The following is a 26994-nucleotide window of genomic DNA, read 5'->3' on the forward strand; positions in this document are numbered from 1 at the left end:
TAAATATCATATCAGCCGCAGGACGGTTTGTCAAGCCTCATTTTTCTGTGATCCCGCCATCGGCACCTCGATCTCCTGGGAGAGTACGGTCGAGTAGAGGATGCACCCCTTCACGCTCTGACGCAAAATCTTTTCCAAAATTTCTGCGTAGAGCAAAATCTGCCCCCGGTAGCGCTCCAGCAGCGCCTGCGGCTCCCTGACGCGGTCGGTCTTATAGTCCACGATCAGCGCGCCGTCCTCCTCGAAGAGCACCAGGTCGCAGATGCCCTGCACCGTCACCCGCTCCTCCCCGATCTGCGGGATCAGCGGGGCGAGCTTTTCGGCGCCGAGCTGGGTCATGAAGCGGAATTCCCGCTCCACCCTTTGCGCGCGCTCCATGCGCCCATAAAGCGGGGAGCGGTAAAACGCCGCCACCTGCCGCCGCTCGAGCGCCGCGCCCTCGTCGCACGAGAGGAAGCCCTCGTCCACCAGCCTCTTGATCTCGGCCCCGGGATCGACGCTCGCCGCCGCGTGGTCGGCAAAGAGCATGTATTTGTGGAAGGCGTCGCCCTTCATGGCGGCGGTGAGCCGCTCGTGGGTGATGAAGCGCGGCTGCTTCGAGAACAGGTAGCTCTTCCCCGCCTCCCCCTTTTCGGCCCCCTCGGTGATGGCGGTCACCGCAACCTTGGTCGGAACGAGGGTGGCTCCCTGATAGCGGTAGCTTCGCGCAACGTTTTTGCGAATTTGCTCCACCAGCCGCCGGTCCGGCTCGGCGGTGAGCACCGGTTCCCGATAGGTGGCTTCCTCCTGCGCCGCCGCCTCGGGGGCCGAGGTGATCCGGCAGGAGAAGCGCCCTTTAGCGGGCAGCAGCCGGCCGGCGGGGAGCGAAGCGTACTCCCGCAGCGGCACGCCGTCCGGGTGGCTGAGCACGACCATCAAAATCCATTCCAGGTAACTCTGTCCGGCGGCGACGGCATGCTCGGGCAGCCGCCCGTCCTCCTTGGGCGAAACGTAGAGGCCGCCGAGCTTCCTTTGCAGGCGGTCCAGAGCGCCGGTGAGGATCAGGCGCTCCTTGGCGCGGGTGAGCGCGACGTAGAGCACGCGCATCTCCTCGCTCGCCAGCTCCCGCTCCACCGCGAGCCTCACCGCTTCGAGGGGGACCGTGGTGTACTGGCTCATGGTCTCATAGTCCCGGCGCACACAGGCGAAGCCCAATTCGCTGTGCAGCAGCACGTTTTGACGCAGGTCCTCCTTATTGAAACGCTTGGCGCAGTCGCAGAGGAAGACCACCGGGAATTCCAGCCCCTTGGAGCGGTGGATGCTCATGATCTGTACCGCATCGCTCCTCCCCGCGCTGAGGTTGGCGGGCGAGAGATCGTCCCCCGCGCTCTCCACCTCCTCCAAAAAGCGCAAGAACTGCGAGAGGGTGCGGTAACCCGCATTCTCATAGGTCCTGGCATATCCGATCAGCAGATTGAGGTTGGCAAGCCGCCCCTCGGGATTGTCCAGCGCCCCGACGAGCTCGGGCAGGGCGGTGCGCTGGTAGATATAGCGCAGCAGGCGCGCCGTGCTGTGCCCGGCGGCCATCCGGCGAAAATCGCGCAGATCGTTGAGGAAGCCCTTGCATCTCTCATCCCCCTGGCGCTGTCCCTCCAACAGCGCGAGGTAATAGGGCTTGCCCTTTTGGTAGAGGCGGATTTTCGCCACCTCGCCAGCACTGAAGGCATAGACCGGAGACATCATCGCCGCGACCAGGGGGATGTCGTTCAAAGGATTGTTGGTAGCGCGCAGGATCGAGAGGACGGTCCCGACCTCCAGCGTCTGCAGATAGGTGCTCTGCGCGCCGCAGAAGGCGGGGATCCCGAGGGCCGCCAGCTCGCGCAGGTAGAGCTCGGCCTTCCCCCTCGGCGAGCGCAGCAGGATCCCGATGTCTCCCGGGCGAACCGGGCGCATGGCGCCGTGGTCGCTGACCTGCTCGCGGTCCCGAAGCATCCCGGCGATCCGGGCGGCGACGTAGCGCGCCTCGCTCTCGGCGGCCTGCTCCTCGCTCTCGCTCATGTCCAGCAGCTCCAGCGAAATACCGGCCCGGGGGCTTTGCGGGAAGCCACCCAGCGGGACCAGCCGCTCGTCCTCGTCGTAGTCGATCTGCCCGACCCGGCGGCTCATGAGCGCAAAAAACAGGTCATTGATCCCCTCGCAGATTTCACTCCGGGAGCGGAAGTTCGCCCCGAGTATGATCTTGGCGGGATAGTGCTCCCCGTCGTAGTAGCCGTAGCCATCCTTTTTGCGCATGAAAATTTTCGGGTCCGCCTGGCGAAAGCCATAGATGCTCTGCTTGACGTCCCCCACCATAAAGAGGTTGTCCCCTTTCTGGATGGCAGAGAAGATCATCTCCTGCGCCTCGTTGGTATCCTGATACTCGTCGAGCAGGATATAATCGTACTCCCCCTGCAGCTCCCTCGCGAGCTCGGTCGGGGTGACTCCTCCCGCCTCGTCCTGCCGGCAGAGCAGCCGGATGGCGTACTGCTCAAGGTCGCTGAAATCCACCATCTGCCGCTCCCGCTTGCGCTCCTCAAAGCGGTGGGAAAACTGCTCCACCATCCCGAACAACAAGGCGATTTTCGGGCGCAGGTCGCGGATATCCTCCCGCGCCTGCACGCTGTCGACGCAGAGCAGGCGCTTTCGCAGCCGCTCGATGAGGTCCTTCTCAGCATCGCGCACGGCCTTGATGCGCGCCTTGCGCTCCTCGTCCTCGTAGCCGCGCAGCGGGCGCAGTTTGATGAATGTAAAGGCGCGCAGCGCCAAATAAGCGCCGTCCCAATCCCGGTTTTGCAGCGCTGTGAGCAGCGGGCCGGCATAGCTCAGGTCGCTTTGATAGGCTTCAAGATAGGCGCACGAGAGCTTGTCATCCTCTTTGATCAAATCGATCGCGCCGTCCAGCTCCTGGCAGAGAAAGCGCACCGCCCCTTCGGCGTAGCGCAAAATCTCCTCGCCCCAGACGGTCCGCTCAATCGGCAGCTCCTCCCGGTAAAGGGCCAGCTTGCTTTGCAGCCACCGCTCGCAGAACGGGTGCGAACGGGTGAAATCGTAGAGCCGCAGCACGGTTTTAAAGAGCTGCTCGTCGCTGCGCGCGGCCGAGAGCAGCTCGACCGTCTGCAAAAAGAGCGGATCATTTTCCTCGTAGTACTCCCCCACGAGCCCGGAAAGCACCTCACGGCGCAGAAGCTGGAGCTCCCTCTCATCGGCAATGCGCAGGCTGGCCGAGAGCGAAAGCTGCTGGAAGTTGGTGCGGATCAGCTGCAGGCAGAAGGCGTGGATGGTGCCGATGGTGGCGTTCTGCAGCGCCAGCTGCTGTGATGTGAGATAGCTGTCAGCAGGGTTTTGCTCAACGAGCTCCTCGAGCTTCTTGGCGATTCGCTCCTTCATCTCGGCGGCGGCGGCGTTGGAAAAGGTGACGATCAGCAGCCGGTCGGCAGGGGTCGGGTTTTCCCGGTCCGCGATCAGGCGGATCACCCGCTCGGAAAGTACGGCGGTCTTCCCGCTGCCCGCGGCGGCCGAGACCAGCACGCTCCCGCCCCTGGCCGTGATCGCCTGCAGCTGCTGCTCAGTCCAGCGTACATTGGCCAACGGCGCTCTCCTCCTCCCTTTTCAGCTCCTCCATGAGCTCCTGCCGGCTCATCTCCTGCAAGTTGCGCTTCGCCCCCTGCGCCTCGCGGCGGCAGATCGTCTTATAGTCACAGTACCGGCAGGGGTCGTACCCCAGGCCGCTGGCGGGCAGCGCGCCCACCTTGCCCTCGATCAGGCGGTCCGCCATCTGGCAGACAAGGCGGTTGATATGCCGGCAAAGCCGCCCGAACTCCTCGAGCCCCGCCACCTTGGAGGTCTTGTCAAGCGACCCGTCGCGGTTGAGCTTGGCGGGGATGAACAGCCCGGAAAGGCCCTCCTCCATATCGCAGAGAACCGAAATGTTGTCGATAAGCAGGCCGTTCATCTTGTATCCCTTGGCCCGCTCGGCGGCGATCTGCTCGGGCGGGGTCCCCCGCTCGACCGAGAGCACCCCCTCCCGCGCGGGCATGTAGAGCACCCCCGCCGGGAAGGCTCCGCGCAGGGGCTGCTCGCCGTTCTGCGAGAGGGCGAAGAGGTAGATGAGCATCTGCATGTTGAGCCCGTAATAAACGTCGGTGAGCGCAAAGGTCTTGGCGCCCGACTTGTAATCCACCACCCGCAGGTACTTGCCCTTTTGATCTTGGAGCAGGTCGACCCGGTCCACGATCCCCTGCACGAAAACGGTGTTTCCCCCGGGGGTCTGCAGCACGACCGGCTTGTTCGCCGCATCCGCGGAGATCGGCAGCTCGAAGGCGTAGGGGCGAAAGCGGCTTTGAGAAAACTCCTCGCACAGGCGGCGCACCAGCCGGCAAAGGGTGTTGACCAGCCGGGTATAAAGATAGCGGAAACGGGAATCCACACTGCCCGTGTCCTGGATCCGTTCGCTGAGGTAGTCGTCGATCAGGGCGCAGATTTCGGCGCGCAGCTCCTTTTCCTTCGGCAGCGCCTCCCCGCCGGCCGCATACTTTTTCACCATATATTCCAGCACATAATGGATCAGGGAGCCCGACTCCAAGGGGGAAAACTCCACCTTGCGCCGGCGGTGCAGCTTCAGCCCCCCGTCGCAGAAGTAGGCGAAGGCGCAGCCATAGTAGCGCTCGAGCCGGGAGGGCGAAAGCGCCTGGGTGGTGCCGAACAGGCCGGTGGCGACCGCCCGTTCCTCAATTGTAAAGTTTTTATCCTTTACAGATCGGACGGCCCGCCGCAGGCGGGGCAGCTCCTCCCCGCCGGAGAAAAACTCCTGCAGGCTGGCTGCAAGGACGCTGTCCTGCCCGTACCGGGAGCAGAGCAGCGCGAAGGCGTTCTCCCGCCCGCTCAGCCCCCGGACGGGGTCCAGGCCGGCAGAGGAGAGGAGGCTCCCCTCGAACATCCCAGTGATGGCGCGCACCATCACCGATTCGCGCTTCTCCTCGCCCGAGACCGAGCGGGTGGGATAGCTGACGGTCAGCCGCTCGCTGGGGGTGGTCAGTGCAAAGTAGCTGTAAAAGCGCTCGAGGGCGTTCAGCTCGTTCTTGGCGGTGTTGATCCCGACCCCGCTGCGCTTGATCTGCTCGCGCTCGCGGTCGCTGAAAAGCCCCGAGCTCTGGAAGCGGATGGGGAACTCCCCCTCCACCGCTCCGATGACGAAGGTGGCGCGTATCCCGCTCGGACGGATGCGGTCCGCCGTGCCGACGATCACTTGGTCGAGCGTTTGGGGCAGCTTGCCCACGTCGCAGGACTGAACCGCCAGACGGAAGAGCTCAATCAGGCGGGGCTTGGAGATCCTCTCATCGCCCAGCAGCTCGTAAAAACGGTCGAGGATGTCGATCACCTGCCCGTAGAGCTCGGACTGGTACTGGACGTATTCCTCCTCCTTGGCAATACCGCAGCTTTCCTCCAGCCGCCCAAGCGCGCCGCTTTCGCACAGGTACTGGTAGACCGCCTGTGCAAAGACCTTCCCGGTCGGCTCGCGCAGCGCCTCGCGCAGCTGCAGCAGCGGACCCATCAGCCCCTGGCGGACCGCTTCGATCCGCCCCAGGCGCGCCGCCTGCTCCTCGCTCATCGTCTCCCCCATCCCGTCGGGGTTGTTCTGGAAGGGGTTCTGCCACAGCCGCCCGCGCACGTCCCAGATGAAGCAGTAGTTTTCCAGCTCGAAGGTGTCCTCCTCCGGGAAGCCCAGCAGCGGGATCTTGCTCAAGGCAATCAGTTCGGTGCTGTCCAGCCCGCCCCGTACGGCCAGCAGGGCCGAGAGGATCAGGTTGACCAGCTCGAAGCTCTCGACCTCCTCGCGCCGGTCGAGATAGACCGGGATGCGGTAGCGTGCAAAGGTGTCCAGGATGATGTCGCTGTAGGACGACAGGTCCCGTGCGATCAGAGCGATCTCGCGGTAGCGGTATCCCCGTTCGAGCGTGAGGTCGGCGATCTGGCGCGCCACCGTTTCGATCTCGTCGTAAATATCGCCACAGGCGATTGCGCACACCTCCTGCTGCGCGCCCGTAAAGCGCGCGCCGCCGCGCAGGTATTCCCGCTCGAGATGGCGTAAAGCCCCGGACTGCGCCCTGTGCTGCTGCGACAGGTACTCGGGCGAGGCGACAGGACAGCCCGCCCGCCTGGCCGCCGCCATCAGCCGGCGCAGGGTCTCGTTGGCGCTGGAAAAGAGGCCGCTGCCGCCTGTCTCATCGTAGAGGGTGTCACAGCAGGCGGTGACGGTCAGCTCGTCGCATTCGGCCATGATCTGCTCGATCATCTGAAACTCAGGCGCCATGAAGGCGGTGAAGGAGTCGATATAAACATCGCTCCCCACAAAGAACCCCCTGCCCCGGCAGAGCCCGATTGCCCGGGAAATATCGTCCGCCGGGTCGCAGAAGCTGCGCTCGACGATCGCCTGATAGGCCTGGTAGATCAGCCCGATCTCGTAGAGCTTCCGCCCCAGCCGCTCGTTTTCGCTTTCCCGCCCGGCGCGCAGTACGTCGTCGGGCGAGGCGCCGGCATTTTTAAACTCCCCCACCATATCCAGCGCCACCGGCACAAAGGAGGTGCGCGCCGCCTGGGTGCGGTAGACGCTCAGCTCCTCCTGTACCTGGGCGACGGCGAGGCTCATCAGCAGGTACTTCGCCGGGCGGTCGATGTAGTTCCCGGCGACCTTGCCGTAGCGGTAGAAAATTTTGTGGCAGAGCCGGGTGAAGCTGAGCACCTGGACGCTCAGCGCCTCGCGCTCGCCCAGCAGAGCGCACAGGGCGCGCTCGCTCTCGAAGGAGAACTGCTCGGGGACGAGCAGGACGACCGGTTTTCCCTTTGCAACGCTCTGCGCAATCCGGCGGTAGATTTCGCTCGTTTTGCCGGTGCCCGAACGGCCGAGCAGCAGGTGCAGCATCCTCTCATCCCCTTTCCCGGTTCTCTACATTTCATTGGCTATTCTATCACAATCCGACCAAAATGGAAAGGCGCGCCCATTATCCGGGCGCGCCTTTTTTCAAGCTGGAAATTGATCCTACGCACTTTTCAAAGTATTGAAGGCTTCGCGGCGGTCCCGTAAAAGGCGGCCACCGCAATGACTGCGGTGGCCGCCAGCTTGTTATTTATTGTCTGTCCCGTCGTCCCGCTTCTCGTCCACGGGCGGCTCGGGTTTTACGCTCTCGTCCTGGGAGGGATTTTCCTTGGGCATCTCCTTGCGTACCGGGGGATACATCTCATCCGCGGGAGGCGGGCTCTTCGGGTCGCGCGGCGGCTCGGGCTTAGGAGGATACTCCACATAGGCGTTGCCAGGCGCGCCATTCATGCTCTCGCGCTGGCGGCGCAGCTCCTCTTCCTCGCGGCGGCGCTGCTCACGCTGGCGGGCCTGTTCCTCCTGCTCCTTCTTGCGGCGGCGCTCCTGTTCCTCGCGCTCCTTGAGCTTTTGCTCATACTCGCCGTAGACGCTCTCATCGCCCTTCATCAGCTTCTCGAAGCCCTCGGCGTCCACCTTCTCATATTCGAAGAGGAAGTTGGCCACCCGGTCGAGCTGGTCGCGGTGCTCGGTGAGGATCTCCTCGGCCTTGTCATAGGCGGTGTCGATGATGGCACGGATTTCCTCGTCGATCTCGGCGGCCACCGTCTCGGAGTAGTTGCGGGTATGGTTGATGTCCATCCCCAGGAAGACCTCTTCCTCGTCCTGGCCGTAAACGATCGGTCCGAGCCGCTCGCTGAAGCCGTAGCGGGTCACCATCGCGCGGGCGATCTTGGTGGCGCGCTCGATGTCGTTGGATGCGCCGGTGGAGATGTCGTCGAGCACCAGCTTTTCAGCCATCCGCCCGGCGAGGAGGGTGACGATCTCCTCCTCCATCTCATGCTTGGTGTTGTAGCTGGTGTCCTCCTCAGGCAGCGACATGGTGTAGCCGCCCGCCATCCCGCGCGGGATGATCGAAACCTCGTGCACCTTCTTCTGGGTTTCGCAATAATAGGTGGTCACCGCGTGTCCCGCCTCATGGAAGGCGGTCAGGCGCTTATCCTTCTCGCTGACCACATGGGAACGCTTCTCGGGCCCGGCCACCACCTTGATGGTCGCCATCTCGATGTCCTCCATGGTGATCGCCTTGCGGCTGGAACGCGCCGCCATCAAAGCGGCCTCGTTGACCAGGTTCTCCAGATCCGCGCCGGTGAAGCCGACGGTGGTCTTGGCGATGGTGCGTAAATCCACATCCGGCCCGATGGGCTTGCCGCGGGTGTGCACCCTGAGGATTTCCTCGCGGCCCTTGACGTCCGGATAGCCGACCACGATCTGCCGATCGAACCGCCCGGGGCGCAGCAGCGCCGGGTCGAGGATGTCGCGGCGGTTGGTCGCGGCAATGATGATGACCCCACTGTTGGCGCCGAAGCCGTCCATCTCGACGAGCAATTGGTTTAGCGTCTGCTCGCGCTCGTCGTGTCCGCCGCCGAGACCCGCGCCGCGGTGCCGCCCGACGGCATCGATCTCGTCGATGAAGACGATGCTCGGCGCGTTTTTCTTGGCATTGTCGAACAGGTCGCGCACACGGGACGCGCCCACGCCGACGAACATCTCGACGAAGTCGGAACCGGAAATCGAGAAGAAGGGCACCCCCGCCTCCCCCGCGACCGCGCGGGCGAGCAGCGTTTTACCGGTTCCGGGCGGGCCCATGAGCAGAACGCCTTTCGGGATGCGCGCGCCGAGCATATTGAACTTGCTCGGGTTCTTGAGGAATTCCACGATTTCAACCAGCTCAGCCTTCTCCTCGTCCGCGCCCGCCACATCGTCGAAGGTGACCTTGCGGCTGTCGTCCGGGGACTTGACCTTTGCCTTGCTGAAGCTCATCATCTTTCCGCCGCCGCCCGCCTGGCGCATCATCAGCCAGTAGAAGACCATCATCACACCGATGATGAGAAGGGTCGGCAGCAGCAGGGTGAAGAGGGATTCGCCCTTGGGCGGGGTCCAGTTCCACACCAGCGGGTTGTCCGGATTGAGCTCGTTATATTCCTTTTCATACTGGACAGGGTCGACATGCTCCAAAAAGAGCGTGATGCTCGGCAAACGGTAGGACAGGGTCATCTCCTGTTCGGCGTCCGGCGCGCTGCCGCCGGGGCGCTGCGGGTTGTTTGTGCCGCCGCTGCCGAACATTCCGAACAGGCCGCCCGCAAGGGCCTGCTCATTGGAATTCCCGACCGTGAGGCCGGCGGCGTTTTGGCCCAGCATGGATTGCATTTCAGAGGGCTTGATCTTCACCGCCAGCTCCATCTCTCCGTTGGTGAAGTCCAGGGAATAGCGCGAAACGCGGTGCTCGTCGAAAAGGCGCAGCACCTGCGGATACTGGATACTCACGCTGCTGTTGTTCATCGAGAACATGAACATTGCAATCAGCATGAGGGATGCCAGCATGATGAGGTAAACGCTAATCCCCTTCGGTCGCTTATTTGCCAATAGGGTTCACTCCTGTCCTGCTAATTCTGAAAATGAGACGAATGCTTTGTCAATGACTATAAACTTCGGGCTTAAGCACCCCCACGAAGGGTAGGTTGCGGTACTTTTCGGCGTAGTCCAGCCCATAGCCGACCACGAACTCGTCCGGCACCACAAAGCCCGAATAATCCGGCTTGATATTCACTTCGCGCCGCTCGGGCTTGTCGAGCAGCGTCGCAATCTTGATGCTCTTCGGATTGCGCTGGTTGAGAATATCGATCAGGTAATCGAGGGTCTTGCCGCTGTCGAGAATGTCCTCGACAATCAGGATGTCATACCCGTCGAGCGGGAGGTCCAAATCCTTGACTATTTTAACCACGCCGCTGGTTTTTACCCCCGAGCCGTAGCTCGAAACGGCCATGAAATCGACCCGCGCATGGATGGTGATGGCCCGCATGAGGTCAGCCATAAAAATGACCGAGCCTTTGAGCACGCTGACCATCAGGAGGTTTTTGTCCGCGTAGTCCCTGGAAATCTGCGCACCGAGCTGCGCAATCTTATTTTTCAACTCCTGCTCGGTGATCAGTACCTTTAAAATATCTTCCCTCATCGCATTCCCCGCCTTTTTTCTCTATCGTTCCTGCGCCCTCGCAGGGGGTGATCACAACCTGCAAAACCCGGCCGGTCAGTCCGGTTACGGCCCCCCGGCGGTCCGCCCCGAAGCCCTCGACCCACAGCACGCCCTCTTCGTCGGCCAAAACCAGGCGCCGGCCGCGCTCGGGCGGCGGGACATGGTATTCGTTAAAGAGCTTCTTGAGCGTTTTGGTCCAACCCCGGCCGGGATGGGAAAAACGGTCCCCGGCCCTGCGCGTCCTCAAAACTGCATTGACTTTTATTCTATCATAATCAATGCAGTTTTTTAAGAGGCTTTTGTCATTATTTTCAATATTTTTAAATTGTTCATAATCGTAACATAAAAAGCGGTAGGTTTTCCCCTGAAATACTATTACTTTTTCTGCCTCAAAAGGTTGGCAAAAGGATTCCTCTTCCTTAGCGGGCCGGCCCTCCCTGAAAAAAAGCAGCCCCCGCTCCAGGCAAAGATACAGGCCGCGGCGCAGCTGCAGCACCGCTCTCTCTACCCCGAACGCCGCGAGGACCCGCTCCACCAGCGCCCGGTCCACCTGTACGCCCTGCCCGCGCAGCAGCGCGCTGACGGCCAGCCTTTGCAGCGCGATATGCTCGCTTGAAAGGGAGGCGACGTCGTATCCCTCTCCCCGCTCCGCTCTTTGCAGCGCCAGCGCCGCCTGTCTCTCGAGGTAATCCCGCTGCTCGCGCAGCACCTCGCTCATCGAGCCGACGGCCCGCTGCGCCCCGGGATTGACCCTTAGCAGTCCGGGCACCAGATGGTGGCGGATAAAATTGCGGGTGTAGTCGTCGGTTTCGTTGGTCGAGTCGGTCACATAGGACAGCCCCCGGCGCGCGCAGTAATCCTCGACCTCTTCGCGGGTGACCGCGATCAGGGGGCGCACAACCGCGCACCGCACCGGCGGAATCCCGCAGAGCCCCCCAAGCGCGCTCCCCCGCGCGAGGTTCAGGACCACCGTCTCCACGCTGTCCGAAAGGGTGTGCGCGGTCGCGGCCTTCGCACCGAGCTCATCGGCCAGCGCCTCAAAATGCCGGTAACGGCACTCCCGCGCCACTTCCTCCTGCGAGCGGCCGCAAGCGACCGCCAGAGCGGGGATATCCTCTGTAAAGCAATATAGCTTAACAGTATATTTTTGACACAATTCCTCACAGAAGGCCTGGTCCCGGTCCGCTTCCTGCCCGCGGATTCCATGATTGATATGGCAGGCATGGACCACGAGCCCCCACTCCTGGCGCAGGGAGCAGAGAAAATCGAGCAGGGCGACAGAATCCGCGCCGCCCGACAATCCGAGCACCACGTTGTCGCCCCGTTTTAACATATCATAGGATTCTATCGTCTCAAATGCCTTGCGGCAAAGGGTCAGGTCATGGTTCATTGCGAAAACGCTCCAGGGTCGTGAATCGGGTGAACTGCCCCTCCCAGCCGAGTTGGACGGTATCCGTCTCGCCGTGGCGGTTCTTGGCCACGATACACTCGGCCACGTTCTGCTCCGTGCTGTCCCGGTCATAGTAGGCGTCGCGGTAGAGGAACATCACGATGTCCGCGTCCTGCTCGATCGACCCGGATTCGCGCAGGTCGGAGAGCATGGGCCTGTGATCCGAACGGGAGTCCGGTCCGCGGGAGAGCTGGGACAGGGTGATGATCGGCACATTGAGCTCCTTGGCCATGATCTTGAGCGAGCGGGTGATCTCCGAGACCTCCTGCACGCGGTTGTCGATCCGCCGCCCCGAGGACATCAGCTGCAAATAGTCGATGACCACCAGCCCGAGGTCCCGCACCCGGCGCAGCTTGGCCTTCATCTCGGCCACCGTGATGCCCGGCGTATCGTCGATATAGATCGGCGAGGAGGAGAGCATCTGCGCCGAGAGGGCCAGCCGCTCCCAGTCCGAGGAGGAGAGCGAGCCGGTGCGCAGCAGCTGCGACTGGATGCTCGCCTCGCTCGAGAGGACGCGCATCACCAGCTGCTCGCGGCTCATTTCCAGCGAGAAGATGGCCACCGGCTTCTTGGCGCGCGCCGCCACGTTGGTGGCGATGTTCAGCGCAAAGGCGGTCTTGCCCATCGCCGGGCGGGCCGCCAGCAGGATCAGGTCGGACTTGTTGAGCCCGGTGGTGATCGCGTCCAGCTGGGAATAGCCGCTGGGGGTGCCGGTATATTCGTCCTTCTCATCCCCCGACAACCGCTGCAGCTGGTCGTAGGTCGCCAGGATGACCTCCTCGATCGGCACCAATCCCGAGGCCTCGCGCCCCTGGCGGATGCTGAAAATCTTATGCTCGGCGTTGTCCAGCAGGGTCTTGGCATCCACCTGCGGGTCGCGGGCCATCCCGATGACGTCCTTGGCGGCGTACATCAGGCTGCGCACATAGTATTTTTCCTGCACAATCACCGCGTAGCTCTCCACGTTCGAGATGGAGGGCACGATCTGCACGAGCTGGGTGAGATAGACCTTGGCATCCTCCTCCGAGGCGAACACGCTCTGGGCGCGCGCCTTCTCCAGCACCGTGATGAAGTCGATGTTCTCCCCCACCGTGAACATCTGCAGCATGATGGAGAAGAGCTCCCTGTGCTGCGGGCGGTAGAAGCATTCGGGCGAGGTGATGTATTGCAGCACGGTGGAGATGCAGCTCGGTTCGATGAGCATGGCGCCCAGCACCGACTGCTCCGCCTCTGCCGAATAGGGAAGCTCGGAGGAGATCAGGTCACTATCGAATACCGCTGTTTCCAATTGCTTTCACCGTCCTGCCCGTTTTTTTGATTATTCCTCGCTGACCACCACATAGACCTTCGCGCTGATCCCGGGATGGAGCTTGATTTCGGCGGTAAAGGTGCCGAAGCCCTTGATCTCGCTTTCCAGCGAAATTTTCTTCTTGTCCACCTTCTCGCCGTAGACCTTTTCGATCTCGGCGGCGATCTCCTTGGCGGTGATCGAGCCGAAGAGCTTGCCGCCCGCGCCCGCCTTGGCGGTGAGCTTGACGGTCTTTTCATTCAGCTTCTTGGCCGTCGCCTCGGCCGCATCGTGCAGCTCCTGCTGGTGGTGCTCCTGCGCGAGCTTGGCGTTTTTAATATCGTTGAGCGCCTGGGCGCTTGCTTCCACCGCGAGGCCCTTCTTGATCAGGAAATTCCTGGCGTAGCCGTCCGCCACGTTTACAACGTCGCCCTTCTTGCCCGAGCCGTGCACATCCGCTTTGAGTACTACCTTCATTGGAGTCATCCTTTCTCGTGTTTTGAACTTATTTCTGATTGAGGTTGTCAAAATAATCGTCGATCGCCGCGAGCAGCCTCTGGTGGGCGTCCTCGATGTCCGCCTCCGGCAGCTGGCAGGCCGCCATGTTGAGATGCCCGCCCCCGCCGAGGGCCTCCATCACCACCTGGACGTTGAGCGCCCCCATCGAGCGGGCGGAAATCTCCACGGTGGAGCCATTTTCAAAAATAACGAACGAGGCGTCCACGTCGCTGATCGACAGCAGTTCGTCCGCCGCCTGCGGGGCGACCAGCTTGATGTCCTCCACGAAACCGACCGACATGGCGATCGCGCAGCGACGGTAGACGGTCGCCGAGGAGACCAGCCGCGCCTTGCGCTGATAGTCCTCCATCGGGGAGGAGAAGAGCTTGCGCACCTCCACCGTGTCCGCGCCCAGGCGTTTGAGGTAGGCCGCCGCCTCAAAGGTACGCACTCCCGCCTTCATCACGAAGTTCTTGGTGTCCAGCATGATCCCCGACAGGAGCGCCTCCGCCTCGCTGCGCCCGAGCTTCTTGTTCATATCGAAGTACTGTACCAGCTCGGTCACCATCTCGGAGGCCGAGGAGGCGTAGGGCTCGTGATAAAAGATCACCGCGTTGTCGATGTAGTCCACCATCTTGCGGTGATGGTCGATCACCACCACCGACTTGCACTTGCGGTAGAGCTCGCCCGACTCGAGAAAATGCTTGCTGTGCACGTCCACCACGATGAGCAGGGTCTCCTTGGTGACCTTCTCGAGCAACTCGTCGGGGTCGCGGAACAGCTCGCCCAGCCCGTCGGCCGTAAGTTTTGCGACCAGCGGCTTTGCGAGGTTGCGCTCCTGGTTGATCGCCACGCACGCCTGCTTGCCCAGCAACTGGACGGCCCGGCACATCCCGACCGCCGAACCGACGCAGTCCAGGTCGGCGAAGCGGTGGCCCATCACGATCACGTCGCTGCTGCTCTGGATCAGCTCAGCCAGGGCGTTGGCGACAATCCGGGTCTTGACCTTGGTGCGCTTCTCGATCCCCTTAGAGACGCCGCCGTAAAACTCATAGCCGTTCTGGGTCTTGATGGCGGCCTGGTCGCCCCCGCGCCCGAGGGACATATCCAATGCCTGCTGGGCCATGTTTTCCCCGTCCTCGAGCGAGCCGGCATGCAGCCCGGCGCCGATCGAAAGGGTGGCGGGCACACGGTCGGCAATCTCGATCTTGCGCACCTCGTCGAGCAGGGAGAAGCGCGAGGAGATGATCTCCTGCATATAGTTCTCCTCCACCACCGCGAGGAATTTATCCCGCTCGATCCGGCAGAGCACCGCGTGGTACTGCTTCATATAATCCTCGATCGCGTACTCGATCGCCGGGAGCACCTGCGAGCGGTCATGCTCGCGGGCGTTCTGCAAAATTTCCTCATAGTTGTCGATCATGATCAGCATGATGGTGGCGCGCTTTTGCAAGTAGCGCTCCTTATAAAACTTCAAGTCGGTGTCGTCCACCAGATAGAGGACGTTGACCGCCGTCTCGCCGTGCTCGGCGCGGGCGATGAAGCCGCTGTATTTCTTGTCCTTATAGGTCAGCGGGATGTCCGCCTGGGTCTCTCCGTGGAAGCTCATCCCGCCGAAGACCTCGGAGATATTCCTGCCATAGACCTCGGCATCGGTGAAGATGGTCTTCTGGCAGAGCTTGTTGCACCAAAGGATCTCGCCGTTGTCCAGCGTGACGATGACCGGCATGGGAAAATTGATCAGCGCCTCGGACTGGGCGGTGGAAAGGATGCTGCTCACATTCAGAGAAAAGGAGCGCAGCCGGTAGTTGATATAGATGGAATAGCCGATCGTGAATACCACGCAGGCCACGAGCAGCGCGCCCCCGGTGACGAGCAGCGTCCGGCTGGCGAAGGCGCCCATGGCGAAGAAGACGATCAGCGCCGCCAGAAGGATCAGAATCAGAGGCCGAAACAGTCTGGAATAGGTTTTCATTTTTGCCCCCCTTTGCAAGCCGTATATCCGGCGCATAAGACAAAACACATATGTACAATCATATAGTAGAGTATACCATATTTTCGCCCCCGAGAACAGCCCCAATTTCTACAGTTTTTCTTCCCGGAAAAGAAAAGCCCGCCGCCGGGAGATACGCCCGGCGGCGGGCTTGCCATTTCCTGTTTTTATATCTCCTGGATGATCGGCAGGATCATCGGGCTGCGCTTGGTTCTGTTGAAGAGGAAGCGGCTCAGGTCGTCGCGCACCATCTGCTTGATGTTCCCCCACTCGCGCACCCCGCCCGAGGTGCAGCTCTCCAGCGTCTTCTTGACCACCTTGTTGGCCTCGTTCATCAGGTCCTCGGCCTCCCGCACATAGACGAACCCGCGCGAGACGATGTCCGGGCCGGCCACCACCGTGCCGGTGGCCGAGTCGATGGTGGTCACCACCACGATGAGTCCGTCCTGGGCCAGATGCTTGCGGTCCCGCAGCACGATGCTCCCAACGTCCCCGACGCCCAGCCCGTCCACCATCACCGCGCCCGCGGGCACGGTGCCGACGATTTTGAAGTCCACCCCGTCGGTCTCCACGATCTTTCCGATGTCCGAAATGATGATGTTCTTGCGGTCCATCCCCATGTCCACCGCCAGGTCGGCGTGCTTGGAGAGGTGCTTATACTCGCCGTGCACCGGCATGAAAAAGCGCGGCCGGGTCAGGGAGTGGATCAGCCTCAGCTCGTCCTGGCAGGCGTGCCCCGAAACGTGCACCTCGTACATTTTTTCATAGATCACCTTGGCGCCGAGCTTCATCAGCTCGTTGACCACCCGCCCCACCAGCTTTTCATTACCGGGGATGGGGTTGGCCGAAATGATGATAAAGTCGTTCGGAGTGACGGTCACCTGCCGGTGATCCCCCATCGCCATGCGGGTCAGAGCGCTCATCGGCTCGCCCTGCGAGCCGGTGGTCACGATGACCAGCTGGCCGTCCGCATAGCTGCGGATGTTCTCGATCTCCACGAGCAGCCCCTTCGGCACGGTGAGGTATCCGAGCTCGATGGCCTTGGTCACAACATTTACCATGCTGCGCCCCGAGACCGCCACCTTCTTGCCGTACTTCTGCGCCGCGTCCATGATCTGCTGGACCCGGTGCACGTTGGAGGCGAAGGTCGCAATGATGATCCTGTGGTTGGCCGCCTGCTGGAACAGGGTGTCGAACGAATTCCCCACGCTGCGCTCGCTCTTGGTGCTGCCCGGGCGCTCGGCGTTGGTGGACTCGCCCAGCAGCAACAGGACGCCCTTGTTCCCGAGCTCGCCGAAGCGGGGCAGGTCGATGATATCGTTTTCGATCGGGGTATAGTCCACCTTGAAGTCCCCAGTGTGGATGAGCACCCCCGCCGGGGTGTGCACCGCCAGCGCGCAGGCGTCGGGGATCGAATGGTTGACGTGGATGAACTCCACCGACATGCAGCCCATCTTGACCGTCTGCCGGGGCTTGACCACATTGAGCTGTACCTTGCCGACCAGGTTGTGCTCCTTGAGCTTGCCCTCGACCAGGCCCAGCGTCAGGCGGGTGCCGTAGACCGGCACCTTGAACTGCGCCAGGAAATAGGGCAGCGCGCCGATGTGATCCTCATGCCCGTGGGTGAGCACCACCCCGCGCAGCTTGTCGATGTTGCGCTCGATGTAAGTAAAATCAGGAATGACGATGTCCACGCCCAGCATGTCGTCGTCCGGGAAGGCGAGCCCGCAATCGATGAGGAACATGTCGTTGGCGCACTCGATCACCGTCATGTTCTTGCCGATTTCATTGAGCCCGCCCAGCGAAATGATTCTCACCGGGGTCTTGCGCACCAGGTTTTGCTGCTGCTTTTGCGGCTTCTGGGCGCGGCGCTGCTTGAGCGCAAGCTCCTGCGCGGCGACCGGGCTGGGCTGCTTCTGGCGTCCCCGGGACTGCTTCGGCTGTTGGTTCTTTTGCGAAGCCTTCTGCGTATGCTCAGTTTTCTGAGCCTGCGCGGTCTTCTGCGCCGCTTCCTGCGGCTTCTTCTTCCCGGCCTGGGGCTGGGATTTATTGCCGTTCTGCTTTTGCGCAGTGCCGGAGGGACGCTTTTGCGCGGCGGGCGCCTTTTGTTTTATACCATTTGTATTCTCGGCCGGGCGCGCAGCGCGGCCCTGCCCGCCCTTTGCCGCCGGGGCGCGCGCGGATTGATTCTTTTCATTTTCTGCCACTCGATGATTCCTCCCATGTTTTTTCACGCCAATAACCGGACCCGCCCCGTCCGTATACCGGATGGAGTGAGCGCAAAGCGTGAATCACTGTTTTCTTTTCTGCCGTTTCATGCTGTCAGTCCGCAGGATTGTGGAAGATTGTAGTCGTATGATGGTCTACAGACTGTATTATTTCCGCACCGGGAAATGGAGCTCTATTATATATTCTGAACCGAATAGTATAATCAGGAAAATACTACTAATTTATTATTGTATCTCTGTTTTATTTTTCTGTCAACCCTTGTGTCTCCTGCAGGCGGCGCAGGCGCTCGAGGATGTCCTCGCAAAGCTCCCGGCTCGCTTCGGCGCTGACACTCTGGGCGAAGACCCGGATGCGGTCTCCCCGCTTGCTCGGGCGTACCAGCGCCATCCCCAACGGATGCGCCACCCGGATCCCCTCGGCGGCCTCTCCCCCGCATTCCTTCAAAAAGCTGCCCATCAGCCGCGCGGGGGAATATTCTGTCTGCAACTCCGAGCGCGCCGTCTCGAAGGGGGGCAGCTGCCGGGCGAGCTCGATGAGCGTGCGGCCGCTGCGCTTGCAGCAGCCAAGCAGCCGCACCGCCATCATCAGCGCATCCCGCAAATAGGGCTGGGAAGCGGCCAGCGTTCTGGCTTCCCCGTCCGCCTGTCCCACCGGGCAGGCGTAATAGCGGTAAACCTTACAATGATATTCTTTGGCCATTTCCTCTAGGATATACGGCGCATCGGAGGAAACCGCAATATCATGTTGGTCGAGGAATTCGGTGAGGGCCGTCAGCGCGAGCAGATGTTCTTCCCCGAGCTCCCCGGCTTCGCCGTCCTCGATTTTCAGCGACCGTCCGGACGGGTCCACCGTCAGCAGCGGCCCGCTGCCGGTGTCGCAGCCGAGCCTTTCCAGCGTGCCGCGCAAAAGTGTTTCGAGTTGGCGGTTGGCGCTCTTGACCCGGGCGCAGAACCCATGGAGCCCCAGCGGCGCATGGCGCAGCAGTTCGCAGCAGTAGAGGGCCTGTATCCCCTGCATCTCCATCGCCTCGCCGTAGCCCTCGGCCGGGGCGCGCAGGAACTCCCCGCGCGAAAGGAGCGTTTCGAGCTTACGCTCGGTCGAGCGGCAGCAGCCGAGCGCGCCGTCCTCCACCACCTGCACCGTTCCCGGCGCGAGGTAAACCCCGAGCGGGCAGGCTGTGAAGGAAGCCGAAAAGTCAAAGAGGGAGCGCCAGACGCAGCCGAAGTCGAGCACCCGCGACCCGGTGGAAAGGATCCCCGCAGCCAGCGCGCCCTTGAGCGCCGCCATCCCCTTCCCCTCGCAGCAGGCCACGGCGACGGCGCCGCGCTTCGCGAGGGTGCCCACGGCGCAGCCCAGTCGCGCCAGCAGCTCGGGGGTCAGCTCGACCCCGATCTCCCCGGTCAGCCCTTCGTCGTCGAAAAAGGTTTCCTTCCCGCTCTGGCCGATGAGGTCGCCCGCCTGGATGACCCCGTCGGCCACCCGCCGGCCGGGCCAGACCCGGCGCCCGGGCAGCAGCCGGGCATCCCGGCCGATCACCCCGTCCGGGCCGACCACGCTGCCCGGGGCGGCATGGCCCCCGGCTTTGATCGCGGCACCCCGGCAGAGCAGCGCCCCCTCGAGCTTCGCGCGTTCGCCGATCCTGGCGTTCTTTAGCAGGACGCCGCCCTCGACCACGGCCCCGGCACCGATTACGGCGCCCTCCCCAACCACGCAGGGGCCGCTGATGACGGCGCCCTCCCCGACGGCGGCGCCCGCGCCGAAATAGATTTCTCCCGCCGCTTCGTAACGCCCTTGTGGGCGGATGGAGCCCGGCTTCATGCCCCCCTCCAGGCGCACCCTCCCCTGCAGGATGTCATATTGGCACTGCATATAGCTGTCGGTGTCCCCGATGTCGCACCAGTAGCCATCCGTTTCATAAACAGCCAGCCGCTCTCCCTGCGAGAGGAGCTGACCGAACAGGTCGCAGGCAAAATCGTAGGGCTGTCCCTTCGGGATCATATCCAACGCCCGCTTCCCAAGGATGTATATGCCGGTATTGGCAAGGTCGGTGACCGCCTGGGAATAGGGTGGTTTTTCGACAAACCCCTTGACAAAGCCGTTTTCATCGCTGAGCACCAACCCGTATTCCCGCGGGTCCTCCACCCTTTTCCCAACGATTGTCACAGCCGCACCGCTCTCGTGGTGGCGGTCGATCGCCGCGCCGAGATCGACGTCGCAGAGCGCATCCCCGCTGAGGACCAGCACCTCCTTGTCCGTATCGGCGCAGGCATTCTTGACCCCGCCCGCCGTCCCGAGCGGGACCGCTTCGCTGACGAGGACCGCTTGCATGCCTTCAGGAATGTTTTCGCGCAGGTATTCTTCGATCCGGCTTTGCAGGTAGCGCACCGTGACGGCGCAGTCCATGATCCCATGCGCGCGCAGCAGCGCGAGGATATATCCCAGCACCGGCCGCCCGCACAGGGGGACCAGGGGTTTGGGGGTGTCCAGGGTCAGCGGGCGCAGTCGGCTGCCCTCCCCGCCGGCCATGATGATTGCCTTCATAGTATTTGCCTACCATCCTTTTGGTTGATATTGCTAGTATGCCTCTCCAAAGAATGGTTTAAGCGCTGGTGGGCAAATCCAAGGGAAATATGCAGATTCTCCCGATTTGCCGTCAAGACTATTGTTAAAAGAGGGCATTCGATATATAATAGACAATATCTGTTCATATTTATATTCGAGTCGTTGACCGGGCCGCACCCGGCAAAGGAGACAGCATGCAAAAGGAAGTCACGCTTTACACCGACGGCGCCTGCTCGGGCAATCCCGGCGCGGGCGGCTGGGGGGCCATATTGGAATATAAGGGCCAGCAAAAGGAGCTGAGCGGCGGCGAGCGCGAGACCACCAACAACCGCATGGAGATGACGGCGGTGATTATGGGGCTGCGCGCGCTCAAGGAGCCCTGCCAGGTGACGCTCATCAGCGACAGCAAATATGTGCTCGACGCCCTCTCGCTGGGCTGGGCCAAACGCTGGAGGACGAACGGCTGGATGCGCAACAAGAAGGATCCCGCCCTCAACCCCGACCTGTGGGAGGAGCTGCTCAATCTCACCGCGCGGCACGAAATGAAATATGTCTGGATCAAGGGGCACGCCGGGCATCCGCAAAACGAGCGGTGCGACGAGCTGGCGGTGCGCGCGGCAAATATGGCAAAACCGTAAATATTTTCACAAACTATTGAAATTAGACCAAATAAGTATATAATAAAGAGGAAAATAAAAGATCACGCTGTCCCGGGGGATTCCCCGGGGCGACGATGGAGGTCATAGGTTTGGAAGCCACAATTCCAAACGCTGAAAGGAATGGTTATCAATATGAGTTCTTCTGAAAAACGATTCATCTACGCGGATAACGCGGCGACCACCCGGATCAGCGCGGATGTGCTCGACGCGATGATGCCCTACCTGACCACCGAATACGGGAACCCGTCGAGCATCTATGCCCTCGGGCGGAATTCCGGCTTTGCCATCGAGGAGGCGCGCGCCAAGGTCGCCAAGGCGATCGGCGCGAAGCCGGGTGAAATTTTCTTCACCTCCTGCGGCTCCGAATCGGACAACTGGGCCATTAAAGGGACGCTGGCGCGCCTCGCCCCCAAGGGCAAGCGCCACGTCGTCACCTCGGTTTTTGAGCACCATGCCCTGCTGCACACCGTCCAAAACTGCGGCTACGACTATACCCTCGTCGAGGTGGACGAACAGGGCCTGATCGACCCGCAGAAGGTCAAAGCGGCCATCCGGGAGGACACCGCGATCGTTTCGATCATGTTCGCCAACAACGAGATCGGCACCATCCAGCCAATCGCCGAGATCGGGAAAATCTGCCATGAGGCGGGGGTCATCTTCCACACCGACGCGGTGCAGGCGATCGGCAACGTCGAAATCGACGTAAACGAGATGAACATCGACATGCTCTCCCTCTCGGGGCACAAGATCCACGCCCCCAAGGGCGTGGGTGCGCTCTTCTGCCGGCGGAGCATGATCCCCAAAAACCTGATCGACGGCGGCGGTCAGGAGGGCGCTCACCGCGCCGGCACTGAGAACGTGGCCGGCATTGTGGCCCTCGGGCGGGCGATCGAGCTTGCCACCGCCGACATCCCGAAGAAGGTGGCCAGGGTATCGAAGCTGCGCGATAAGCTGATCGGGAACATCCTGAAAATCGAGCACACCCGCCTCAACGGCGATCCTGTGCAGCGGCTTTGCGGCAATGTGAACATCTCCTTCGAGGGGGTCGAGGGCGAGAGCCTGCTCCTCTCGCTGGACAACGAGGGAATCTGCGCCTCCTCCGGTTCGGCCTGTACCTCTGGTTCGCTCGATCCGAGCCATGTGCTCCTCTCGATTGGGCTCACCCACGAGGTCGCGCACGGCTCGCTGCGCCTGTCCATCTCGGAGGATACCAGCGGGGAGGACGTCGATTACATCCTCGAGAAGATTCCGCCGGTTATCAGCCGGCTGCGGGCCATGTCCCCCCTCTGGGAGCGGATCAAGGCGGCGGAAAAATAAAGATACAGTATCACTGAAATAGAAAGGTTTGATATTCCATGTTATATTCTGATAAGGTTCTGGACCACTTCTCCAATCCCCGCAATGTCGGCGAAATCCCCGATGCGGACGGTGTGGGCGAGGTCGGCAACGCCAAGTGCGGCGACATCATGAAAATGTATCTCAAGATTAACGGCGGCGTCATCGAGGACGTCAAATTCAAGACCTTCGGCTGCGGCGCGGCGATCGCGACCAGCTCGATGGCGACCGAAATGGTCAAGGGTCACACCATTGAGGAGGCGCTCTCGCTGACCAACAAGGCTGTGGTCGAGGCGCTTGACGGGCTGCCCACCTCCAAGATCCACTGCTCGGTCCTCGCTGAGCAGGCCATCAAGGCGGCGCTCAGCGACTATTATAAAAAACAGGGCATCGACCCCGAGCCGATCGTCGGCAACATCGGTGAGTGCGAAGCCTGCCATGACCTCTAAAAGCGGAGAAGGTGTCCTGCTCGCCCTCTCGGGCGGGGTGGATTCCTCGGTATGCGCCCATCTGCTGAAAGAACAAGGGCTCCATGTAGAAGCGGTGGTCTGCGAGTTTTCCCCCGCCCACCGCCCGGCCGTCGAGGCGGCGCGGCAGACGGCAAAGCTGCTCGACATCCCGCTGCATGTGATCGAGTGCCACCAGGCGTTCACCCAGCAGGTCATCTCCTATTTTGCAAAGAGCTACCTTGGCGGCGAGACCCCCAATCCCTGCGTGGTCTGCAACCCGCTGGTAAAATTTCGGGCCATCACCGAGAAGGCGGACGAGCTCGGGCTTCGCTACACCGCGACCGGGCACTATGCCGATGTCGTGGAGCAGGATGGACGCTACATGGTCAAGAAGGCAAAATTCCTCCCGCGGGACCAGTCCTACATGCTTTACCGGCTGGACCAACGGCAGCTGCAGCATCTGCTGCTCCCCCTCGCGCGGATGAGCAAAGACGAGGTGCGCGCCTTCGCGCGGGAGCTCGCGCTCCCCTGCGCCGACGCACCGGACAGCCAGGAAATCTGTTTTATCCCAGATGGAGATTATCCCCGGTATATCGAGGAGCACTACGGTCAAAGCGTACAGGGGGACTACATCTCCCCCGAAGGGATGCCCTGCGGAAAACATAAAGGGATCATCCACTACACCGTCGGCCAGCGCAAGGGCCTTGGAATCGCGCTTGGCCGCCCGGTCTTCATCCGGCAAATCGATCCGCAAACCGGCAACATCTACTTAGCCGAGGCGGGACAGGAATTTTTCTCCCGCCTGGTCCTGCGCGACTGCGTCTGGCAGCCCTTTGACGAGCTGCCAAGGGCAATGGAGCTTGAAGCAAAGATCCGCTCCCAGGCGCGGCCTGCGGCGGCGGCGGTCTCCCCGCTCGGAAACGGGCGCGCCGAGGTGCTTCTGCGCGAACCGCAGCGCGCTCCCGCGCCGGGACAGTCCTGCGTGCTCTACCAGGGAGACGTCGTCTGCGGCGGCGGATTCATCGAAACAGCGGAGTAAACGAAACGGCTCCCGTGCCCTTTTGGGCACGGGAGCCGTTTTATAACAAAATAGTGATATTATGAAACCCCTCATAAAAGGCGGGGAAAACCCATCTCGGGGTTTTCCCCCTCGCGCTGCGCGCGGTTTCCCTCATTATGAACGCTAAAAGACCTTGGGGCTTTGCCTCCAAACCTCTACACAGAGGGCTATGGCGCCGACGGCGCCTTTGGCCCTTGTGAATCCCATTTTTGGAATATCCGGCAAAAATTTTGGGTATCCTCTATTAGATTATCTTGGCGGGGAGGGAACCGGATGCCAGAATTTGAAAAACGGGTAGCATTTATCGTCAACGTTCTGTTCGTTGGACTGATCGTCGCGGTGGTCCTGGTGGTGCTGCGCTTTGTGGTGCCCTGCACCCTCCCCTTCGTGATCGGGTTTCTGATCGCCTTTTTGCTCAAGCCGATCACCACCTTCATCACCCGCAACACCACCTTCCGGCGAAAGCCGGTCGCGTTGCTGGTGATCACCCTTTTCTACCTGGCGATCACCACCATCGCGCTGACCCTCTTCGCGGTGCTCTTCTCCCAGCTGGGCCGCCTTCTGGGCAGTCTGCCCGAGCTCTATTCCGAAGGGCTGGAGCCGGCGCTGGACCAGCTCAACGCCCTGGTCTACGACCTTTTGGGCTGGCTCACGCCGAGTGCCGCCACCCACCTCGAATCCCTGTCCGGCATGCTGATGGACACCCTCAAAAATACGGTAGCCGACCTGTCTGCCGCGGCGGTCGGCTGGGTCACCTCGGCCATCAAGGGGCTGCCGATGTTCCTGACCACCCTGATCTTCACCGTGATCTCCTCCATCCTGATCTCGGCGGACTATAACAAGGTCTCCAGCTTCCTGCTGCGCCAGCTGCCCATGCGTTACCGGCATATGGTGCTGGATGCGAAGGACTTCCTCTTCGGGTCGCTGCTGCGCATGCTCAAGGCCTATGTCATCATCATGGCCATCACCATGGTGGAGCTGGCGATCGGGCTGTGGGCTTTGGGGGTGGAGCTGTACATCGCCATCGCCGGGATTATCGCGCTGCTGGACATTCTGCCTTTGATCGGCACGGGGGGGATTTTGATCCCCTGGGCCATCATCGAGCTCTCGCGGGGAAACTACTTCCTGGGCGCCGGGCTTCTGGTGCTGTTGGGGGTGGTGACTCTGGTGCGGCAGTTTATCGAGCCCAAGATCGTGGGCAACCAGATCGGGCTGCACCCCATCGTCACCATCGCGGCCATGTACTGCGGATTGCGGCTCTTCGGCTTCCTCGGGCTGATCCTCGCACCCCTGACGGTCATCCTGATCAAGTATCTCAACGACAGCGGGAAGGTACAGTTCTATCACTAAAAAAGCGGTGAAGCCATTTCCGGGAACACTCCGAAGAAAGAGGAGTCTACCCTTTGGTTTCACCGCTTTTATCCTATAAAGCTATTTGCCTTTACAGCTCTTTTTGTACCGGTCGTAGATCAGCTTGAGCCCGTCGAGGGTCAAGGTGCGGTCGATGGCGTAAAAAATCCCCGGCTGCTGCTCCCCGATCATGTTGGCCAGTCCTCCGGTGCCGATCACCCTTGCCTTCTCCCCCAGCTCGCGCTCAATCTGGGCGACGATATGCAATACCGCGCCGACGTAGCCGAACATCACGCCGGACTGCACGCTGCCGATGGTATTCTTCCCAATGGCGCTCTCCCGCTTCACTAGCTCCACCCGCGGGAGCTTGGCGGTCTTTTCAAAGAGCGCCTCCACCGAGATTTTCACGCCCGGATAGATCGACCCGCCGAGATAGGCCCCGTCCTTTGAGACCACGTCGAAGGTGGTCGCGGTGCCGAAATCCACAATGATCAGCGGCCCGCCGTAGCGCTCGAAGGCGGCCAGAGAGTTGACCAGCCGGTCGGCCCCGACCTCCTTGGGATTGTCGTAACGGTTTTCGATCTCGCAGCGGATGTTCTCCCCGATCACCAGCGGAGTCAGGCCGATGTACTTTTTCATCGCGTTGCTCAGCGAATACATCACCTGCGGCACCACCGTGGTGATGATGATGTCCTCGATCTGCGCCTTGTCGATCCCGTTGATCGAGAAGAACTGCATCATGAACAGTCCGATCTCGTCCGAGGTGATCTCCCGGTTGGTCCCCAGCCGGAAGCGCGCGCGGATCCCCGTCTCTTCATAGACGCCGAACTCGATGTTGGTGTTTCCGATGTCGATGGCGAGCAGCATAATGGAAGCTCCTTTGGCGAAAGTTTCCTCTATTGTAGTCCATTTCACCCTGCCCGTCAATCTTAAAACTGCGCCTGAAAGCGGAGCTGTCCCTTTTTGATGAGGGTGTGCTCGGTGATGATCAAAGCGCAGAACAGCAAAAAGAGAGGATTGTAAAGAAAGCCGGTCTTGGAGAAGAAGAGCGCATCGATCAGCACCATCCCCAGCACCACCAGGTAGAGCAACGGCAGGGTCCGCTGGAAGGTCAGCAGCATGAGCGCGCAGTAGCCCACGCAAAGCCAAACGGCCAGCGCCAGCGCGAAGCGCACCACGCCCCCGTTGAGCAGGTCGGCAAGCAAAAAGTTGCAGACGCCGGCCGAGTGGCTCAAAGTGATGTCGTAGCCGCTCCCCCGCCCGAGGAGCATCTCGGCCGGGGCGAACTGGCGCAGCTGCCCGGCGGCGCCCGAAATAAGTCCCTGACGCTGCTCGCCCAGCACCCCGAAGACCAGGGCCGAGGGCAGCAGCCGCTCGAGCGTTTGGTAGAGCGCGGGGGCGGTCAGCGCGCATAGCCCGGTGAGCACGGTGCCCTTGAAAAGGTTGTTATACTGCGCGCTGAGAAAGAAAAAGCTGCCGGTCGCAAAACCCGCGACGATCACCTGGTAGGCCACTTTGTAATCGGGCAGCGCCACCCCGCTAAGCGCGCAGCCGGCGAGGAAAAGCCCGCAGAGGGTGATGTTCATCAGCAGGTTGTCCAGCCGCTCCAGATTGACGGCGTAGAGCAAAATGCCCGCCCAAAGCACGAGCGCATAGAGCACCGTTTGCACGCCGGATAGGGTCTGCGCCTTGATGGGGGAATAGCTCAGGTTGCAGAAGTCCCAGAAGATATAAAGAAGCAGCAGCGCCGCGAGCGCCCCGGCGCCCGAGAGCCGGTCGAGCAGGAAGCCCTTGATCCGGCGCAGGTCATGGTTGAAGCGGGTGGCGAAGCTCAGCACCACCGCGCCCCCCAGCAGCAGTATGGCGGGCAGCAGCGCCTTTGAAAGCACCCCGCCGACGGCCGGGGCGCAGAGATATAAAAACAGGGCCATATGCAAGGTCAGGCCCAGCGTCTTCATCATCACCGGTGTTTTCAGTTTCAAGCTCCCGCCTCCCAAAATTTCTAACGTTTAGTATGGGAGCGCATGGCGGCAGCT

The 26994-nt window shown here is 61.6% G+C and carries 17 protein-coding genes; 5 read left to right on the forward strand and 12 right to left on the reverse strand.

The genetic code is table 11. From position 1 onward, the window contains the following. Positions 1-30: 30 nt before the first annotated feature. From addA to EDD78_RS04195, 10 genes are all read right to left on the reverse strand, one after another. Positions 31-3606 carry a helicase-exonuclease AddAB subunit AddA gene (gene addA / locus EDD78_RS04150; protein ID WP_132084067.1) on the reverse strand — a complete coding sequence of 1192 codons (3576 nt, stop codon included), beginning with the start codon at positions 3604-3606 and terminating at the stop codon, positions 31-33. Continuing rightward, entirely contained in the window at positions 3584-6937 is a 3354-nt protein-coding gene (locus EDD78_RS04155; protein WP_132084068.1) for a PD-(D/E)XK nuclease family protein, read from the reverse strand. The genes addA and EDD78_RS04155 overlap by 23 nt, the downstream gene beginning before the upstream one ends. A 201-nt stretch (positions 6938-7138) precedes the next feature. Further along, positions 7139-9400 carry an ATP-dependent zinc metalloprotease FtsH gene (gene ftsH, locus EDD78_RS04160; protein ID WP_434059179.1) on the reverse strand — a complete coding sequence of 754 codons (2262 nt, stop codon included), beginning with the start codon at positions 9398-9400 and terminating at the stop codon, positions 7139-7141. Between the two features lie 124 nt (positions 9401-9524). Next, a complete protein-coding gene (gene hpt, locus EDD78_RS04165) occupies positions 9525-10064 on the reverse strand; it encodes a hypoxanthine phosphoribosyltransferase (protein ID WP_079699248.1) in 540 nt (179 codons plus the stop codon). Continuing rightward, positions 10012-11475 (reverse strand): tRNA lysidine(34) synthetase TilS, encoded by a 1464-nt coding sequence (gene tilS, locus EDD78_RS04170; RefSeq protein ID WP_132084069.1) that lies wholly within the window; start codon positions 11473-11475, stop codon positions 10012-10014. The genes hpt and tilS overlap by 53 nt, the downstream gene beginning before the upstream one ends. Further along, positions 11465-12823, reverse strand: a complete 1359-nt coding sequence (gene dnaB, locus EDD78_RS04175; RefSeq protein WP_242942157.1) for a replicative DNA helicase — start codon at positions 12821-12823, stop codon at positions 11465-11467. The genes tilS and dnaB overlap by 11 nt, the downstream gene beginning before the upstream one ends. A 30-nt stretch (positions 12824-12853) precedes the next feature. Further along, a complete protein-coding gene (gene rplI / locus EDD78_RS04180; RefSeq protein WP_079699246.1) occupies positions 12854-13300 on the reverse strand; it encodes a 50S ribosomal protein L9 in 447 nt (148 codons plus the stop codon). A gap of 28 nt (positions 13301-13328) precedes the next feature. Then, positions 13329-15296 carry a DHH family phosphoesterase gene (locus EDD78_RS04185; RefSeq protein ID WP_165873102.1) on the reverse strand — a complete coding sequence of 656 codons (1968 nt, stop codon included), beginning with the start codon at positions 15294-15296 and terminating at the stop codon, positions 13329-13331. 185 nt (positions 15297-15481) lie between these two features. Continuing rightward, positions 15482-17521, reverse strand: a complete 2040-nt coding sequence (locus tag EDD78_RS04190; protein ID WP_079699244.1) for an RNase J family beta-CASP ribonuclease — start codon at positions 17519-17521, stop codon at positions 15482-15484. Between the two features lie 262 nt (positions 17522-17783). Continuing rightward, entirely contained in the window at positions 17784-20084 is a 2301-nt protein-coding gene (locus EDD78_RS04195; protein WP_132084071.1) for a sugar phosphate nucleotidyltransferase, read from the reverse strand. 215 nt (positions 20085-20299) lie between these two features. Here EDD78_RS04195 and rnhA point away from each other — a divergent pair, with 215 nt between their 5' ends. From rnhA to ytvI, 5 genes are all read left to right on the forward strand, one after another. After that, on the forward strand, positions 20300-20743 hold the full coding sequence (gene rnhA, locus EDD78_RS04200) for a ribonuclease HI (RefSeq protein ID WP_079699242.1): 444 nt from the start codon (positions 20300-20302) through the stop codon (positions 20741-20743). 153 nt (positions 20744-20896) lie between these two features. Then, on the forward strand, positions 20897-22081 hold the full coding sequence (gene nifS / locus EDD78_RS04205; protein WP_132084072.1) for a cysteine desulfurase NifS: 1185 nt from the start codon (positions 20897-20899) through the stop codon (positions 22079-22081). Positions 22082-22119: 38 nt separating this feature from the next. Further along, complete coding sequence (gene nifU, locus EDD78_RS04210) at positions 22120-22548, forward strand: Fe-S cluster assembly scaffold protein NifU (protein ID WP_132084073.1); 429 nt, start codon at positions 22120-22122, stop codon at positions 22546-22548. Beyond that, on the forward strand, positions 22538-23587 hold the full coding sequence (gene mnmA, locus EDD78_RS04215) for a tRNA 2-thiouridine(34) synthase MnmA (RefSeq protein WP_132084074.1): 1050 nt from the start codon (positions 22538-22540) through the stop codon (positions 23585-23587). Before nifU ends, mnmA begins: the two co-directional genes overlap by 11 nt. 294 nt (positions 23588-23881) lie before the next feature. Next, positions 23882-24958: a sporulation integral membrane protein YtvI gene (gene ytvI / locus EDD78_RS04220; RefSeq protein ID WP_132084075.1), complete on the forward strand. Its 1077-nt coding sequence runs from the start codon at positions 23882-23884 to the stop codon at positions 24956-24958. An 81-nt stretch (positions 24959-25039) separates the two neighbouring features. Here the strand turns inward: ytvI and EDD78_RS04225 are convergent, their stop codons facing one another. Then, the gene (locus EDD78_RS04225; RefSeq protein ID WP_079699237.1) at positions 25040-25825 is read right to left on the reverse strand and encodes a type III pantothenate kinase; all 786 of its coding nucleotides are present in this window, start codon (positions 25823-25825) and stop codon (positions 25040-25042) included. A gap of 62 nt (positions 25826-25887) precedes the next feature. Next, a complete protein-coding gene (locus EDD78_RS04230) occupies positions 25888-26940 on the reverse strand; it encodes a hypothetical protein (RefSeq protein WP_132084076.1) in 1053 nt (350 codons plus the stop codon). Positions 26941-26994 lie beyond the last annotated feature (54 nt).

The sequence above is a fragment of the Harryflintia acetispora genome, from assembly GCA_004340125.1.
GTDB lineage: Bacteria > Bacillota > Clostridia > Oscillospirales > Ruminococcaceae > Harryflintia > Harryflintia acetispora.